The following is a 16,256-nucleotide window of genomic DNA, read 5'->3' on the forward strand; positions in this document are numbered from 1 at the left end:
GTCAGTTGATGTAGATGGGATTTCTACCAGTGTTAAAAGTTTGGAAAGTGATTTTGGTGACTTAGGCACAAGAGTGTCATCGTCCGAAACATCCATCACCCAACTATCCGGCTCCATCGATCTCACAGCAAAGGAATTGGACATTGTTGAAGGTCGCATGACCGAAGCCGAGGCTTCTTTATCGGTTCATGCTGATCGGATCGAATCGAAAGTTGAGAGAGATGGGATTATATCGTCTATCAATCAAAGTGCTGAATCAGTCCAAATAAAAGCAGAAATGATTGAGTTAGACGGTGATGTCTATATGACAGATGGGAAAGTTCGTATCAGAGATGGAGCGATTGGATCAGCAGCTATTGATAATGCAGCGATTACTCGAGCACATCTTAAAGACGCGATTATCGGTACTGCACAAATAGAAAACAGTGCTATCACCAACGCCAAGATTGCTGACTTGGCTGTCGATAGCGCGAAAATATCGAGTCTCGACGCAGTGAAAATAAACGCAGGTACGATAACTGGTGTTGAAATTCGCACGGCAAACTCGGTAAGTCATTTGTATATGCGAAATCAAACAATTGATTTTATTAGCAACAACACAACCAAAATGAGACTAGGGTTTTATGATTCAAATAACTCCTTAACAACTGAACCATATATAATCATGGGTTTAGGTGATCAAATCGGTCGGGATAAAATTTATATCGAAAAAAAAGTGGGTTATTTTAACATGATTTATAAACCCACTGAATCAGGGGAGAGTCATCTGAAAATGTCAGCGGAAGGTAACGTTTCGCTGTTAGCTAAAAGAGCGATTTGGTTTAATGCGGATGAATTAATTACGATGAAAACCCTGAAAGACCATAGAGGTTCTGAGTATTACATTAATGGTAGTGGTGACGTGACTACAGCGCTGAATCGAAAACCCCTTCTTGCGGGAGGTTTACGAACCACAGGAACGAATTTATATTTAGCTACTGGATACGTGCAATCCGGCGAAGTACGAGTGACGGACGCAAATGGTTATGCAGATGGTAGAATGGTCTATCGTCCGATCCGTGCCAGTAGCTTTCCAACCGGATCAATGGCTAGTTTTAAACAAAATATTTCGATTTGGGATGAATCGGCTTTAGATTTAATCACTAACTCCACAATCTATCAGTATCGCTTGAAGGACGAGGCAATGAACGGTGTTGACAGATTCCGACAAGGGTTAGTTATTGGAGACGGGTATAACACACCGTCGGGCGTTATTGACGGAGACGGAGTGGAGCAATATTTGATGAATAGTTGGAGTTGGAAAGCTATTCAAGAGCTAAACGATAAAACGGTGTCCATCCTAGATGAAATAAACTGGATGAAGATGGAAAACCAACTACTAAAAGCAAGAGTTAAATTACTTGAAAATGCTAATTAAAGGGAGGGATTCATCATGCTAGTAAAAATTAAAAACGAAAAACTAGGGCAGGCGATCAGTCTGCTTTTTGATTTTCCTTTAAAAGGAAAACAATCATGACACCGCAGTAAGTTTATCAAGGCTTTAGACGCACGTTTGAAGGAAGTGGCGGAACAAGAACAGGAATTGATAAAAGAGCACTGTCACTTAGATGATTAGGATAAGCCAAAAACGAAAAACAACGGTCAAGAGTGGGACGTGAAAAATGTTGTAGCGTTCTGTAAAGACAAGATCGAGCTTCTCGAAGAAGGACTTGTCATTGATGGTGGCGATAATGAAGAAATGGTAAAAACGCTAAAAACTGTTTTGTTCGATTGCGAGAAGGTGATCATAGCGATCAAAGATTCCTATTTATTTTTGATAGAAGAAATAATAAATAATCGATTAAAGGAGTAGTCATGAGTTTTTTATTTTCTACTGCCGATAAATTATCTTATTTAGCCATTACAACAAGCGTAGGGTACTTACTAGGATTCCTTTTTGGGGGGTGGACTGCCTCGCTTCAAATCTTATTATCTCTTATGGTAGTAGATTACGCATCGGGATTACTAGCATCTAGAAAAGGCGAGTTAAACTCAAAAATAGGGTATGAAGGAATTAAGAAGAAGGCGATGATTGGGGTTATTGTAGCCGCTGCAAACCTTACGGATCTTGCCATACTAGAGTCGTCAGGGGTAAATGTAGGAGGCTTGTCATTTAGGGAGTTGGTGATTTTTTTCTATATCGGGAACGAATTGCTATCTATTACTGAAAATGCTGGAAGGGCAGGGGTTCCGATTCCTACACGTTTTACAGAGACAATTAAGGTTTTAAAAGGAAAAGAGCAAGAATCAAAAAAGGGGGAAAATAATGACTAAAATTATTTGTTTAGACGCAGGGCATGGGGGAACAGATCCAGGAGCATCAGGGCATGGGGCACAAGAAAAAACGTTCTCTCTTGATCGAGTATTACGCGTGAAGGAGATTTTAGAAAATGAGTACGATGGTGCTACTGTAATTTTGACACGTAGTAATGATTCAACAGTAAGTCTATCAGAGCGATCAAGCACGGCGAACAGTGCTGGGGCGGATATCTTTGTCAGTGATCATAAGAACGCTTTTGATGGCTCTGCTCGTGGATTTGAAAGCTTTGTATATAACGGGAGTATAGGGGAAGGTACCCGAGACTTACAAAATAAGATTCATGACAAAGTAGCCTCTGTGATGAGTAGCTACGGAGTTCCAAACAGAGGGAAAAAGTCAGCTGACTTTCATGTCTTACGGGAAACCAGCATGTCTGCGGTTCTTCTGGAAGAAGTTTTTATTGACAACCTCACAGATAATAATCTGATGAGAGAATCCGCATTTAAAGAAGCTTACTGCCGTGCTGTGGTGGAGGGAATCGCCGACCATTTAAACTTGAGTAGTGGAGGAGGGAAGACCAAAATGGTTGTGGTTAAGGTGGACACTCTGAATGTTCGTTCTCGTCCTTCATGGGAGGACTCGGCCATAGCGGGAACAGTCTCAAAAGGAGAAGCATTCACTGTGATGGACAGAGTGAATGTGCCAGGAGATTCCACAGATATGTACCTATTAAAAAGTGGATTGTATATTACAACAAGCCCGACTTATGTAGATGTTATATACGTTTGAATCTAAAAAATTTGATTAATCGCCCTGTTTCTTTTTATGAGATTCAGGGTGTTTTTATACCTAATTTTCATAGGTAAGGTAAAATTACTTCATTTTTGGGGATCTCAACTCTTTCATTAATGACATTAGTTGGTTTATTCATACTAGTAACTATGATGCAGGAGAGACTCTTTTTTCATAGCACTTGATGGAAGAATGGTACTAGAAGTAAAAAATCAAAGTCAATGGAACTAAGGTCTTTAGTGAGTGTAAATTATATAAAATGGTATAATAGTATCTGTTATTATAGCAGTTATTTCAGACTACTATGGTACTTAACAATGGCCATTAATTAGAAGTACAATCAGATGGAAGTAAGAATGCTTCGTACAATTTGAGTGTATTCAGGATGGAACTGATTACCACATTATTTGGTGTATAATCCGGATAATCCATATAGTAAAGGAAGAAAAATAGCCGTACTTCCCAACGTTCACGAACAAGGTGATGGGACGATGGGAAAAAGATGATATGGTTTTTAATAAACGGTACGACTCTCCCTTTATTGGGACAGTTTTACCGTTTTTTATTATCATCGTATGTAAATTTTACGACAATGCAGGTTTAAAAAGATTAATCACTTAGAATGGCAATCTCAGACACACTGTTATTGTCTCCTCTTTTTTCTACCCACTAAAACAATCTTGTTTCTAGTTATTTTGTTTGTCTCATATTTAAACAAATAAGCTTAAAAAATTAATTGTTATCAAAACTGCTAGTATATATCCGGTTTCCTCCCATCCTTCATGAAACCACTATCCACCTCTTTAAAATACCTTCTTTAAGAATTTCAAAAAAAAAATTTAAAAAAACGAACATTTGTTCTATATTTATAAGAACGCATGTTCGTTTTTCGTGGTGAAACCGGTCTGAAATATCTCTTTGCGTTGTTTAGAGGCTATAAGCGAATTGAAAAAACAAGCAAAGGCGGTAATATAATGAAAAATATCAACGATTTGGTGAAAATGGTACAAGTACATGGATCAGAAAGTGAATTTTTTATTGAACTCTTTGAAATCATTAATGCTCAAACAATCAAGCCAAAAACGGACAGCTTTTCTCGTCAACTAAAAGGTGATGTTGCAGAGGGGTATCACGAGGGGTACGTTTTACTGATGGAATTGGTACATAGTTGGAATGGTACAGGGAATTTTCATCGTTTGTATAAACTATCATTTACTAATAGATTACGTAATCTAGTTAAATATATTGGTAGGGATGTAAGGAAGTTGAATACTTCTTATGAAATTTCTTTATCTGAAAATGCTAAAAGAGGGGATAGTAGTTCATCAAATATTTTAGATGTAGCACTTGATAAAGCACTGCATGTATCAGAAGAGTCCTGTGGCTATGGTGATGAAGTCTCTCTTTCAGATGTGATTGAAAGCTTTGCCGATAGATACCCCGAACAATACAAAATTATATCGATTATGGAAAAGTTCACACCTGAGACGAATCGGGATGAAAAAACAAAAGCCTATTTAGATCATTTCTATGCGAAAGAATACACATCAGCGATTCAGAAAAGGGTGTCCCGGTCTCGAAGTAAATTCCAAAAGTTTTTAGTTGAAAGCGGTTACGAAATAAATTTCTAAAAAATGTATACAGAAGAAAAGATACCTTTTCTTGTTACTAGGTTGTTGCTGATGCTTAATTGCATCAGCTTTATTTTGTCTGGTGCGTTGGTAGTCTGAAAAATTCACTAGAACGTTTATGTATAAGTCTATTTTTTCAATTGGCGTTGTTAATGGGGTGTAACTTATTGAAAGGTGGGCTTTTTAAATGGCTTTAAAGCATTTATTGGTTGAAGAAATTAGAACCACGTATATATACGAAATAAATGTAAATTCTACTGAAGGCGGTGCTTTCTAGTGGGGGCTGTTTCAATCGATTTAAATAAGAATGAAAGAAAGCTAGAATCACTATTTCCAATGAATACGAAACGAGGTATTCAAACATTTCTTGAAAACTATTCACTTCTTCAAGGCTTAATCTATTCTTCAGCTGACTATGACGCACTAATTATGCTGATCGATTTTAATAGGGCTTTAGATGAATCATATCTTTCAGCGAAAGAAATTTATGCATTGAGGGAAGTATTTATTAAAGATAAAAAACGTGTGGATGTGGCGAAAGAATTAGGTGTGACAAAACAAACGGTACAGAGTTGGTTAAGTCGATCAACTCAAAAACTAGCCAACTATTATACGGAAATTGAAGGTGAACTTTATGTATAAGATGTTTTATAAAGCATCGGCTTTTGAGATTTTAGTAGATTTGTTACTTGTTGAGTATAAAGAAAAAACACTTCAAGAACGTAAAGCAAAGGTTGAGGAAATGATTGAAGATTATTACTTGAAAAATGATAAATTTCCTGACAGCTATCAACTTCATCGATTAGGTGATTTAATTCTACATGATGATTTGTCCAATCCTTCGTCTTATAAAGTTCAACAAGAAGAATACCCCTTTCACTCATTTACACAGCAAAAAAGAAGAAAGAAGAAGGAATTTGTTGCTGAAGGTGATGTATTGGAACACATGAATTACAAGTCAAAAAAACGCCAACCTACATCGCCGCCAAAAGATCTACAAAGATGATTATTATTGCACAAACTTCGCAGACATATCTTCAAGACGTTTCGATTCATTGTTGAGATTCTACAGCTCACCCCAGTGTGTTGACTTCTTCTGTATTATTTCATCAGAAAGATAAATCTACGATCGATATATTCATAGGCAACTCTATCACTGTATTCATCTACTAAATGCTATTTCACTAAGGTTATCATACTCATACCTATCCGATCTTGGGGTATAGTTATAATTATTTTTAATAATCTAACTATTTTTAAAATTCTTCCGATAACTAATAACTTAGAGTATAATAGAATTGAAAAATATTCAATAGGAGGTATTTATATGAAATATTTGTTGAGAAAGACGCTTAATTCGCTTACTTTACTATCTGTTCTAGCCGTTTTATTCTTTGGTAGTAACCAAGCCTTGGCAACTTCTACTTCATCTTCTTTAAATAATGTTGTCTTCGGTGATTCCGAAACAACGGGTCAAACTCAAACACCTGGAATTCAAGACGTAACTAATACAGATCATTTTTATGGTAGTAACCGCTATGAAACCGCTGCCCTCATTTCTCAACGAGGATGGTCTCGGTCTGATACCGTTGTGTTAGTCCGAGGAGATGAATTCACTGACGCAATTGCTGCTGTTCCTTTAGCACATAAGCTAGACGCTCCTATGTTGGTTAATGGAAGTGATGTGTTAAATGACGAAACAAAGCAAGAAATTGAGCGTTTAGGTGCTAAAGAGGTAATTATAATAGGTGGATACCTATCGATCAATCAAGATGTCGAACAACAGATTAAGGCTCTCGGAGTAGCCGTAGACAGAATTAACGGCAGTACTCGTTATGACACAGCTAAAATAATCGCAGAGCAACTCGGTAACAATCATGATGAAGCAATTGTCATTAACGTCAATGCCTTCACAGATGGAATAGCGATTGCGCCATACGCTGCAAGAGAAGGGATCCCAATTCTATTTACGGAAAAAGACTACATTCCAAAAGAAACAAAAGACATACTAGATCAAGTTAAAAGCACGACTGTTCTAGGAGGATATCTAGTTATATCAGATGACATTTTACGTCAAATGCCAGCCCCTAATCAAATAGCTGGTGCAACAGTGTATAGCACCACGGATATGGTTATTAAACTATTCAATTCTTCCCGTAACCAAGCTTATGTAGTATCTAGAGATTCCTTTGCTGACGGGATGACCGCTTCTGTATTAGCTGCAAAAAATGATGAATCTATTATCTTCTCAAACGCTAATCAATTACTTGATGTGCCAAGGCAAACAATGAATTTGTTTGATAATATAACTATTATTGGTGGACCTTTTTCACCCGATTTAGTCGAAGAAATTAGAAACCGATAGAATGTATCGATAAATAGAGTGTTGTATTTATTAAAATCAGTCTCGCCACACACTTAGCCAAAGTTAGCTAAGTGTGTGGCGAACTTTTTATATTTGACACACTGAAGTGAGTGATGCTTGGTGTTGGAATCGATTCAATTTTTAAGTTCTGAATAATCATTCATTTCCAAATGCTAATAAGATATACTAATAACTATCATCTTAAAGAGACTGGAGGTTTGTTTATGACGATCAGTGTAGGCGATGTATTCACGTGGGTACGAACATTTAAAGAAGAGGAAACGTTGCAATTTGCGCAGATTACTGGTGACCAGGGCCGACACCACATGGAACGAGATGAACAAGGGCGTCTGATGGTTCATGGATTGTTAACCGCAAGTATTGGAACCAAAATTGGCGGTGACATGAATTACATCGCTCGACAAATGAATAGTGAGTTTTTACGACCAGTATTTACCGGCGATACCGTGACGTGCGAACTTATCGTGACAAAAGTAGATAAGCAACAAGGGTTTACGAATGTTGCAGTAAAATCAACTTATAAAAATCAGCATGACAAAGAAGTAATGTTAGCTACGAGTTATGGTGTGATCCGAGATTGATGGGGGACAGGTAGATGACATTTACGATAAGAGAAGCTGTGGGTGAAGATGCACTTGAGATTGCTCGAGTGCAAGTGGAAAGTTGGCGGACCACGTATAAAGGAATTGTGGCGCAATCGATGTTGGACGCTATGTCATGTGACGTGAGAGCAAAGCGTTGGGAAGAAGGATTAAAGCGGTCAGAAGCTTGCACCTATGTGGCGGAAATCGAAGATGAAATCGTTGGGTTTGCTAGTGCAGGAAAAGAGCGTCAAGGTAAATATAGCGAACATAAGTACGAAATTTACGCGATTTATTTGCTAAAAGAGCATCAAGGGAAAGGAATCGGTCAAGCGTTGGTGAAAGCAGTGACTGAGACATTACAACTTCAAGGAGAGAGCGGTTTGATTGTTTGGGCTCTTACTGAAAACCCATACAGTAGCTTTTATGAAAAACTTGGTGGTGTGCAGATGGATCACCAAGTTCTCGAAATCGCTGGACGTAAGCATGATGAAGCGGCGTTTGCGTGGGGAAGTTTAATGGAAGTCAAGGTTTAGACGTTCGGGAACATGTGGGTTTTGGCAGAAGTGTACAGCTCGGAAGTTGCTTTTGCTTATTTAGTGACTTTCAGGCTTCTCTTAGCTTCAGGTCATGCATAGCATGATGACTATTCGAATTTAAGTTAGGAGGCGTTTTATTATGAATGAATCATATGCGGTCGGTTGGTTCACACTTACTCTCATTAATGCAGGTCTTGCACAGGGAAAGAACCGCAGTGGCTTGAACTGGTTTTTGCTGTCGCTGCTCCTTGGACCATTTGCAACCTTTTGCCTGGTTGTTTCTGAAAAACTACCAGAATAGAGTGAGAGAAAATGGACCGGAAACATGTTGATCTCAGCAGGAGCCATTTCGTGCTCAGTACAAAAATGAAAATCGTTCATGGTCGGAGGGACAGATAATGCAACAAACTACATATAAAGTAAAATCTATTAATCTCGGAAAAATAGAAACACTTACGTTTGGCGACAAAACGTTTGAAACAGCGATTCGTAAGCAAGCAATCACTGAACCCGCTTTTATCACCAAACTTGGGTTGGTAGAGGATGAACAGGCGTTTGAACATCATGGTGGAACGGAGAAGGCGTTATGCCTTTATCCATATGATTATTACGCTTTTTGGAGCGATTTGCTCGGTCATTTAGAGGGTCCTGCTTTGTTTGGAGAAAACTTGAGCACACTTGGTCTGACTGAAAAGAATACGCATATCGGTGATGCGTTTAAGCTAGGTGAAGCGGTCATTCAAGTGACAGAGCCGAGACAGCCTTGTTATAAACTCGCTGCTAAATACGGTGTACCTGACATGGTCGTTCGAATGAGGGATTCAGGCTACACAGGATTTCTATTTCGCGTACTACAAGAGGGCTGGGTGTCTCCGGAGGATCATTTAGAGCTGATCGAACAGCATCCACACCACGTTACCGTTTCTTTCGCCAATGATGTGAAGTTTTCTAAGAAGCCATCAAAAGAAGCAATCGAAACCATTTTAGCTGTTGATGCACTATCTGTCACGTTACGTGAGTCTTTAATGAAGAAGTTAAATAAGGTAGACGAATAAAGGTGCTAAGTACTTCCTAACCTAGGATGTACTTAGCACTTTTTATGTATAGACAGTGGGAGTCCAAAAATCCACCCATACTCGCTCGTTAATTTTCACACATGTTACAATGTAATGATGATTTAATTCGTATAGACGAGAGAAATTGGGTGGAAAGATGAACCAGTCAAATGTATATATATGGTTGTGTGGAATTATGATGGTTTGGGGATTGAATGTTGTAGCTGTGAAGGTGTTGGTTGAACAATTTGATCCTGTTGCGATGACATCTTTGAGAATATTTGTCGCGGGTGTGGGTGTGTTGCTCGTGCTAGCTTTTATGAAAAAATGGAGAATGCCTTCGATGAGCGAACTTGGTCTCATTACGTTGATTAGTTTATTTAACGTTGTTGGGCATCATTATTTCTTAGCAATTGGCTTGAAGCAAACATCTGCAGTTAACACAGGTCTTATTTTAGGGTTGATCCCGATTTTAACTGCGATTTCAGCCATGGTCTTTTTGAAAGCAAAGATGACACCTCTTAAGTTACTCGGTATTATTGTTGGCTTTATGGGTGTAGCACTCGTTGTTATGGCTGGTCAACAAGATGCTTTTAGTATCGCGATGGGTGATTTGTATATTTTATTGGCCGCTGTTGTTCAGGCGATTAGTTTTGTATTGATTAAAAAGACTTCGACCGATATGGGGATTTTGCTTTTGACTGGTTGGATGATGATCATTGGCTCATTTTTCCTCATGGTCATCAGTTTTGTAACTGAGCCGAATGGTTATGCGACACTCTTAAATGGTGAAATGTATCATTATGCTGTTTTTTTCGCATCTGCTTTGTTAGCTACTTCAGTTGGTCATATGATTTACAATAACGCCATTCGAATGATTGGTCCAAGTGAATCGGCTGTGTTCACTAATTTAAATTTACTTTTTTCGTTGACGGGTGCGGCTGTGATTTTAAATGAATCACTTTATGTGGAGCAGTTGCTCGGATTTCTGTTCATTGTAATGGGTGTAATTAGTGGGAGTGGAGCCATCGATCATTGGATTCGCTCAAGAAGAACGCGACGCACGGCACTTTTAGAGCGAGCGTATAGGGAGAGGAAGAAATAATTGGTTTGGCGAAGGTCACGTAAAGTAGTTGTAACCGCGCGCAAAATTCCAGTTGACTCTCACGTTACGTCATACCCTATAGTAAAAAATGAAGGGAGGTTTGATGATGACACTTCGAGTAAAAGAGGTAGCTGATTTGGTTGGGATTAGTGTGCGCACACTGCATCATTACGATGAAATTGGCTTGTTAACGCCAGATCAAACGAGTGAGTCTGGTTATCGACTTTATTCAGATGAAAATCTAGACACACTACAGCAAATCCTCATTTTCAGAGAATTAGGCTTCCCTTTGAAGAAAATAAAGGAAATCGTGGCGAGCCCTTCGTTTGATCGACAAGAAGCATTGATCCTTCAGCGCAAAATCTTGATAGAAAAACGAAGCAAATTCGATAAAATGATCGCCTCGGTTGATAAGATGATTCAACATTTAAAAGGAGAAATTCATATGACCAATAAAGAAAAGTTCGAAGGCTTTGATTTTAGTAGCAATCTTTATGAGCAAGAAGCTCGTGAGAGATGGGGAGATCAAGCAGTGGATGATTCAAATGAGATTATTGGAAAGATGTCAACGGATGATCAAAATAAACGGATGGAAAAAATGGAAGCCATCTATACGAAAATGGCTGCGATCCGCCATCTGCCACCAGATGGTGTTGAAGCACAGGATGCTGCTCATGAGTGGTACGTGTGGTTAAATCAAATAGGGAGCTATTCGTTAGAGGCATACAAAGGACTGGGACAAATGTATGTAGATGACAAACGTTTCACGAAAAATATTGATCAATTTGGTGAGGGATTGGCAGCGTTTTTAAAAGCTGCGATGGCTGTTTATGCGGATCGTAATAAAACAAAATAGAATATAAAGAACACCGTGAATCAAACTGATTGACGGTGTTTTGTGTAAAAAATGGTGAATTTAAAATTTATTAAGATATAAGTGATTATCTATTCTTTTCAAAAACGATGATCTCACCGACTTCTTGAAAACCAGCTCTTTTATAGATATTAATTCCATCTGGAGAGGCTTGTAAAACACACGGTTTAATTACAGGTGTGGCTAGTTGCTTTAAAAGGTACTGAAACATTGTGCTCCCAAACCCTTTTCCTCTAACATCCTCTCTAGTCGCTATATCATAAATCCCATAGCTTTTACCTGCTTCAACAATTATACCAGTAGATACCACTCTGTTTTCTGAAATACCAATATACATTTTTATATCGTTTTGTTCATAATTAAATTCTGGAGCTATTTTCTTAAAATATGCATCAATGGCATTAGCTTCAGGGGTGGCTCCGAATAAAGACTGTAAAACATCACTGTACATCAGCAGATCTTCAATGCTCTGAACCTGACGAATTTCTACTTCCTTTTTAGAAACTTCAAAAGGTTGGTGATCGTTTAAACGATCTAATTTCATTGTTACATTTCTCTCTGCCTCTTCAAAGCCGACTTCTTTTAACATATTTAATAGGCTGTTCGTAATAAAGCGTTGATCTACCCATATACTCACGGGAAAAGCCTTCGTTTGAAAAGATTGAATGGCATACGACAACTCTTTAAGAGAATCCTCTGTATCATTAGACAGAGGAATAATAACATTAAACGTATCAGATGGAACCCCCGAATTCACTTTTACTACATTTTTCTGTTCTGTTACTTTTAACCCTTCCATCGACTTAGCAACTGAAGTTACTCTTGTTACTAAATTATCTAATATCATTTCCTCACCAGACAAGTTCTGATGCATGTTACCCACCAACCTTTCTTTTAAATTAATACCGCTCTTGATAGTGAGTATAAATAAAATTTAGCAGGTTTGTATACGATGTTCACTTTTTTATATCCACCCATAATATTCTGCCTATTTGTGTGTAGTTCTATCTATGGGATCGTTACATATTATTTAGCATATCTCGTAGAGGATAATAGGGATCGTTTTTCTAGTATAGGATGTTTCTACTGAATCGTTAGGATAGATCTTGTTATTGTATTTGGATATCAAGACGAAAAGTCTAGGTAGTGTGAACCTTACATAGCTTATAAAAGATCCTGTGGTGATGGGATTGGTTTAATATTAGGAGAAAAGGAGTGTTAGAGGATGGATTCGTATCAAGCATCTGATCAAGATGTAATGGGATATCCGTTTATTATTGAAGGTGAAATAAAGTTCATCAAAACACCTATCCACTATAATTTCTATGAGAAAGATTTAACTGGATTGCGTAGCCTTCCCCTACTCTATGAAGGTGATTTTCATGATGGTTGTCGTATAAGAGATGAGTACTCTCAAACATTTTTTAATATGCTTAGCTATATCGACTACATAAAAGAACCATTAGAAGTACTATGCTTGCAACCTTCTAAGGTTGGTGGTGCTGATGAGGATTGGTCTATTTATACTGATGGAACAAGTAACGGTACATTATTCAATAACCTTTATGTTAGACACATGCACCAAATAATCACAGCAAAGACTGATACACGACCTCTTTCAGATAAAGAAAAAGCACTAGCTTTAACCTTTCTGCGTAAAGATACAGATAAATATTGGTGTGAAGAATATGAAGATGATGATTACTTTGAATATACATTTAGAGAAATAAAGGAGAATGTACCATCATTCAAGCACAGTAATAATCTTGGTTATCATATTAAGATGTTAGAGGATGCTGGTTTGATTGAAGTACTAAGAGAAGTAGACGAGGAAACAGGTAAGAAGAAAACGAATAAGTACAAGTTCATTCGTCTACCATTGATTTTCTAAAAATAAGTACCCACTTCAGATCGTATTTGTTTAACTACTTTTTTTATTCAAAAGGTAGCGAATAAAACTAACGATTTATAGAAATATGCACGTTAGTAGTATAAAAATAACAAGACCTCTATCATCGTATGAACGAGAATAGGCATAAGTGCTTGCAAGCATAAATATAACGAAAAGAATGAAGTTAATTAGATATTTTCTCATCATTTTCACTTCAACTTTCTGTACTACCGCATGTTCTAGATCACCTGTCTCTATATGCCAATGACACCGAGTGCAAAGAGTGATGAGATTTTCTGACGAATGATTACCACCACGTATTCGAGGGACCATGTGATGAACTTCTAAAGAAGTACCACTTTCACATAAGTTTGAAAATATAATCAATAAGGATGATGGTGTGTAATGAGCGGAATAGATAAAAGAAATAGATTAAGTGAAGAGCCATTTTCTTATCAAATGACTAAAAAAGGAACGGTAATGATAAGTTACGAAGGGAAGCAAGTTAAAATTGTAAAGGACAAGGAAGCGGAACATTTACTATCAAAGATAAAAGAAGTTGACCATGATCGTACCAAAGTACAACTCTTGTTAGCTAAAATTACTGGAAACTTTAAGCGCGGTAATGAGAAATTAGGTATAACTAAAAAGAATCGAAAATAAATCAAGTTTGTTATCGGATTTTATCCGCGGCTGTAGTGCCGATATCGAAGTCTAGGTGGGAGATATCCGCGGATGTGGTATCGTTATCGAAGTCTGCTCGGCACTTATCCGCACTTCATGCCAAACGTCCTACCACACATGAAATGAATAATTCATATTTGAAGCATAGAAAACAAATTCATACTTATAAGAACCCTCCGTCCAAGATGATTCCTCTATTATTTCGCTCGGAACATACAGAAAACCCGAATTAGGGGACTTTTTTATTTAGTGTCCATTATTCTCGTTATAGTTCAGAAATAGATTAAGACCCTGTTTTGATTAATCTTCCTTTCAAAACAGGGTCTTTTTTTGTTTGAAACATCGCCGTTACCTTTGTTTAAAAATTGGTTGTGTATTCATAAATTTCACACAAATGATCTAATTATGTCGAATATCCTTTGTGTAATAAATGTTAATACAGTAAAATAGATACATAGATATTGTTGTGACTTTTATATCATTTATCGTGTTTCTGACAATCGTTTTCTAGTAATCCAATGGAAAACGAACACTAGTTGTTACGATACAAGGGGGGAATGAGACAAAATGAAAGGGCTTAGAGATTTTTTTAGAAATTTGAAAATGGGGACAAAATATTTTATTGCTTTGGGAATAGCGATCGGACTTTTTATCATTACTAGTGTCATCGTTTATAATCAATTTTCTGAGATCGAACAGAATATTGATGCAATGAATAGAGATTCGGATCGAGCGATAAATATCATACAAATGGCTTCCATATTTGGTGGGCTTGATATTCGAATTGCCGATTATGTGAATGAGGGCGATGAAAGTTATGTAACCGAATTTGAAACATTGAGACAACAATTTATAGAAGAGACAAATGCCATGAGAGCAAATTTGGATGATGAAGAACAAGTGGTGATATTCAATCAAATTGAATCAAACGTAGATGAAATGGATCGAATATTTATGGATATAATGGTCCCTGCCTATTTACCTAATGGTACGAACAAAGTACTGGAAGCTGCAAGAGATCGTACGCAGGAATTACGCATTGAAACTGTTGGTATGCTTGAAGAATTATCTGGTACAGTGTTGGTTGAAAGTGAAAAAGCAACGAATGATGTACATACAGGTATCAAGCAAAGCTTTGTTATAATGGGGATTTCTGTGGGTATATCTATGTTATTTCTACTCGTGGCATTATATATAATCAATACGGTTATTCAACGTAACTTGAAAAAAGTTGTGGCCATGTCAAATGAAATTGCGGATGGAAACTTAACTGTCGATGATATGGATTATAAAAGTAAGGATGAAATTGGTCAGTTGAATAATTCTGTGAATACGATGAAATCAAACCTTCGCCAAGTTTTACATCAAGTGTCAACCGTATCTGAGACTGTTAAAAGTCAAAGTGAGATATTAACGCAATATGCGGATGAAGTACAAGGAGGTAGTAACCAAATCGCATCGACCATGCAAGAATTATCGAGGGGGGCTGAAGAACAGGCTCATGCTTCTTCTGATCTTTCAGAGAAAATGAATGAATTTGTCTCAAGCATCACAGAGGTTGCAGACAATCAAAACCAAATTAGAGAAGGGTCTGTTTCCATGTTGTCGGTGACAAACCAAGGTAGTCAGGCGATGGTCGAATCAATTGATAAAATGAATGCGATCGATGAAAAAATGCAGAACTCACTACAAATGGTGAAAGGGCTAGACAATAAAACAAACGATATCGCCCAGTTAACAAACATGATTCAAGAAATCGCGGATCAAACCAACCTACTGGCATTAAATGCTGCCATTGAAGCGGCTCGAGCTGGAGAACACGGGAGAGGTTTTGCTGTTGTTGCTGACGAAGTTCGGAAATTGGCTGAGCAAGTAACAACATCTATCTCCAAAATCACAACAATCGTCAATGGCATTCAAACGGATTCAAGAGAAGTGGTTGTATCACTTGAAGACGGCTACCAAATGGTGCAAGATGGTACAACGAACATTTCACACACAGGTGAGCTTTTCAGTAATCTAAAAGAAACCATCAATAACGTTTCGGATCAAATTAGCTTAATGACGGATTCGATTTCCATTATTTTGGACAGCACCAAAACCATGAGTTCATCGATTGAAAGTGTAGCGTCTGTATCGGAAGAATCTGCTGCAGGAATTGAACAAGTATCCGCCACTTCACAAGAATCAAACGCTTCGATGGAAGAGGTTTCAAGAAGTGCGAATTCATTAAAAGAAGAATCGGTCAATCTCAATGCGTTGATCCGTAAGTTTAGAGTATAGGTGGATTCGTTACAAAAAATCCTTTGACAAGGCGGATGCCTTTGCCAGAGGATTTTTTTGGAATAACTTGTACTTAAGGATAGAAGGTTGTTAGCAAACCGTAGAACGTTACTGATGAAGTATAGAACCAACTAAT

General features: G+C 37.6%; 18 protein-coding genes and 1 pseudogene. 17 read left to right on the forward strand and 2 right to left on the reverse strand.

The window, feature by feature from the left end:
* The 14 genes and pseudogenes from AB1471_RS11205 to AB1471_RS11270 form a co-directional block, all read left to right on the forward strand.
* A pseudogene (locus AB1471_RS11205) lies at positions 1-1,417 on the forward strand (hypothetical protein); the annotation flags it as partial.
* 237 nt (positions 1,418-1,654) lie between these two features.
* The gene (locus AB1471_RS11210) at positions 1,655-1,852 is read left to right on the forward strand and encodes a hypothetical protein (protein WP_367779857.1); all 198 of its coding nucleotides are present in this window, start codon (positions 1,655-1,657) and stop codon (positions 1,850-1,852) included.
* A 2-nt stretch (positions 1,853-1,854) separates the two neighbouring features.
* Positions 1,855-2,313: a phage holin family protein gene (locus tag AB1471_RS11215; protein WP_367779858.1), complete on the forward strand. Its 459-nt coding sequence runs from the start codon at positions 1,855-1,857 to the stop codon at positions 2,311-2,313.
* Complete coding sequence (locus AB1471_RS11220; protein ID WP_367779859.1) at positions 2,306-3,088, forward strand: N-acetylmuramoyl-L-alanine amidase; 783 nt, start codon at positions 2,306-2,308, stop codon at positions 3,086-3,088. The genes AB1471_RS11215 and AB1471_RS11220 overlap by 8 nt, the downstream gene beginning before the upstream one ends.
* A gap of 977 nt (positions 3,089-4,065) precedes the next feature.
* On the forward strand, positions 4,066-4,722 hold the full coding sequence (locus AB1471_RS11225; RefSeq protein WP_367779860.1) for a hypothetical protein: 657 nt from the start codon (positions 4,066-4,068) through the stop codon (positions 4,720-4,722).
* 276 nt (positions 4,723-4,998) lie between these two features.
* Positions 4,999-5,364: a sigma-70 RNA polymerase sigma factor region 4 domain-containing protein gene (locus tag AB1471_RS11230; RefSeq protein WP_367779861.1), complete on the forward strand. Its 366-nt coding sequence runs from the start codon at positions 4,999-5,001 to the stop codon at positions 5,362-5,364.
* Entirely contained in the window at positions 5,357-5,728 is a 372-nt protein-coding gene (locus tag AB1471_RS11235; protein WP_367779862.1) for a hypothetical protein, read from the forward strand. Before AB1471_RS11230 ends, AB1471_RS11235 begins: the two co-directional genes overlap by 8 nt.
* Before the next feature lie 321 nt (positions 5,729-6,049).
* Positions 6,050-7,087 (forward strand): cell wall-binding repeat-containing protein, encoded by a 1,038-nt coding sequence (locus AB1471_RS11240; protein WP_367779863.1) that lies wholly within the window; start codon positions 6,050-6,052, stop codon positions 7,085-7,087.
* 224 nt (positions 7,088-7,311) lie between these two features.
* Positions 7,312-7,689: a hotdog domain-containing protein gene (locus AB1471_RS11245; protein ID WP_367779864.1), complete on the forward strand. Its 378-nt coding sequence runs from the start codon at positions 7,312-7,314 to the stop codon at positions 7,687-7,689.
* 14 nt (positions 7,690-7,703) lie between these two features.
* Positions 7,704-8,225, forward strand: coding sequence for a GNAT family N-acetyltransferase (locus AB1471_RS11250; RefSeq protein WP_367779865.1), 522 nt, complete (start codon positions 7,704-7,706; stop codon positions 8,223-8,225).
* Between the two features lie 142 nt (positions 8,226-8,367).
* Positions 8,368-8,529, forward strand: a complete 162-nt coding sequence (locus AB1471_RS11255; protein WP_367779866.1) for a hypothetical protein — start codon at positions 8,368-8,370, stop codon at positions 8,527-8,529.
* Positions 8,530-8,626: 97 nt separating this feature from the next.
* A complete protein-coding gene (locus AB1471_RS11260; RefSeq protein WP_367779867.1) occupies positions 8,627-9,283 on the forward strand; it encodes an MOSC domain-containing protein in 657 nt (218 codons plus the stop codon).
* 157 nt (positions 9,284-9,440) lie between these two features.
* Positions 9,441-10,388: a DMT family transporter gene (locus AB1471_RS11265; protein ID WP_367779868.1), complete on the forward strand. Its 948-nt coding sequence runs from the start codon at positions 9,441-9,443 to the stop codon at positions 10,386-10,388.
* 106 nt (positions 10,389-10,494) lie between these two features.
* Positions 10,495-11,244: a MerR family transcriptional regulator gene (locus AB1471_RS11270; protein WP_367779869.1), complete on the forward strand. Its 750-nt coding sequence runs from the start codon at positions 10,495-10,497 to the stop codon at positions 11,242-11,244.
* An 85-nt stretch (positions 11,245-11,329) separates the two neighbouring features.
* Here AB1471_RS11270 and AB1471_RS11275 read toward each other — a convergent pair whose 3' ends face one another.
* On the reverse strand, positions 11,330-12,136 hold the full coding sequence (locus AB1471_RS11275) for a GNAT family N-acetyltransferase (RefSeq protein WP_367779870.1): 807 nt from the start codon (positions 12,134-12,136) through the stop codon (positions 11,330-11,332).
* A gap of 351 nt (positions 12,137-12,487) precedes the next feature.
* On the opposite strand from AB1471_RS11275, the gene AB1471_RS11280 reads away from it, so the two are divergent.
* On the forward strand, positions 12,488-13,153 hold the full coding sequence (locus AB1471_RS11280) for a winged helix-turn-helix domain-containing protein (protein ID WP_367779871.1): 666 nt from the start codon (positions 12,488-12,490) through the stop codon (positions 13,151-13,153).
* Positions 13,154-13,228: 75 nt separating this feature from the next.
* On the opposite strand, the gene AB1471_RS11285 is transcribed toward AB1471_RS11280, so the two are convergent.
* Positions 13,229-13,540, reverse strand: coding sequence for an HNH endonuclease (locus tag AB1471_RS11285; protein ID WP_367779872.1), 312 nt, complete (start codon positions 13,538-13,540; stop codon positions 13,229-13,231).
* A gap of 18 nt (positions 13,541-13,558) precedes the next feature.
* Here AB1471_RS11285 and AB1471_RS11290 point away from each other — a divergent pair, with 18 nt between their 5' ends.
* Both AB1471_RS11290 and AB1471_RS11295 read left to right on the forward strand, forming a co-directional pair.
* Positions 13,559-13,816 carry a hypothetical protein gene (locus tag AB1471_RS11290; RefSeq protein WP_367779873.1) on the forward strand — a complete coding sequence of 86 codons (258 nt, stop codon included), beginning with the start codon at positions 13,559-13,561 and terminating at the stop codon, positions 13,814-13,816.
* 588 nt (positions 13,817-14,404) lie between these two features.
* A complete protein-coding gene (locus AB1471_RS11295; RefSeq protein ID WP_367779874.1) occupies positions 14,405-16,120 on the forward strand; it encodes a methyl-accepting chemotaxis protein in 1,716 nt (571 codons plus the stop codon).
* The last annotated feature ends 136 nt before the right edge of the window (positions 16,121-16,256 follow it).

It is taken from the genome of Jeotgalibacillus marinus, from assembly GCF_040801915.1.
GTDB classification, from domain to species: Bacteria; Bacillota; Bacilli; order Bacillales; family Jeotgalibacillaceae; genus Jeotgalibacillus; species Jeotgalibacillus marinus.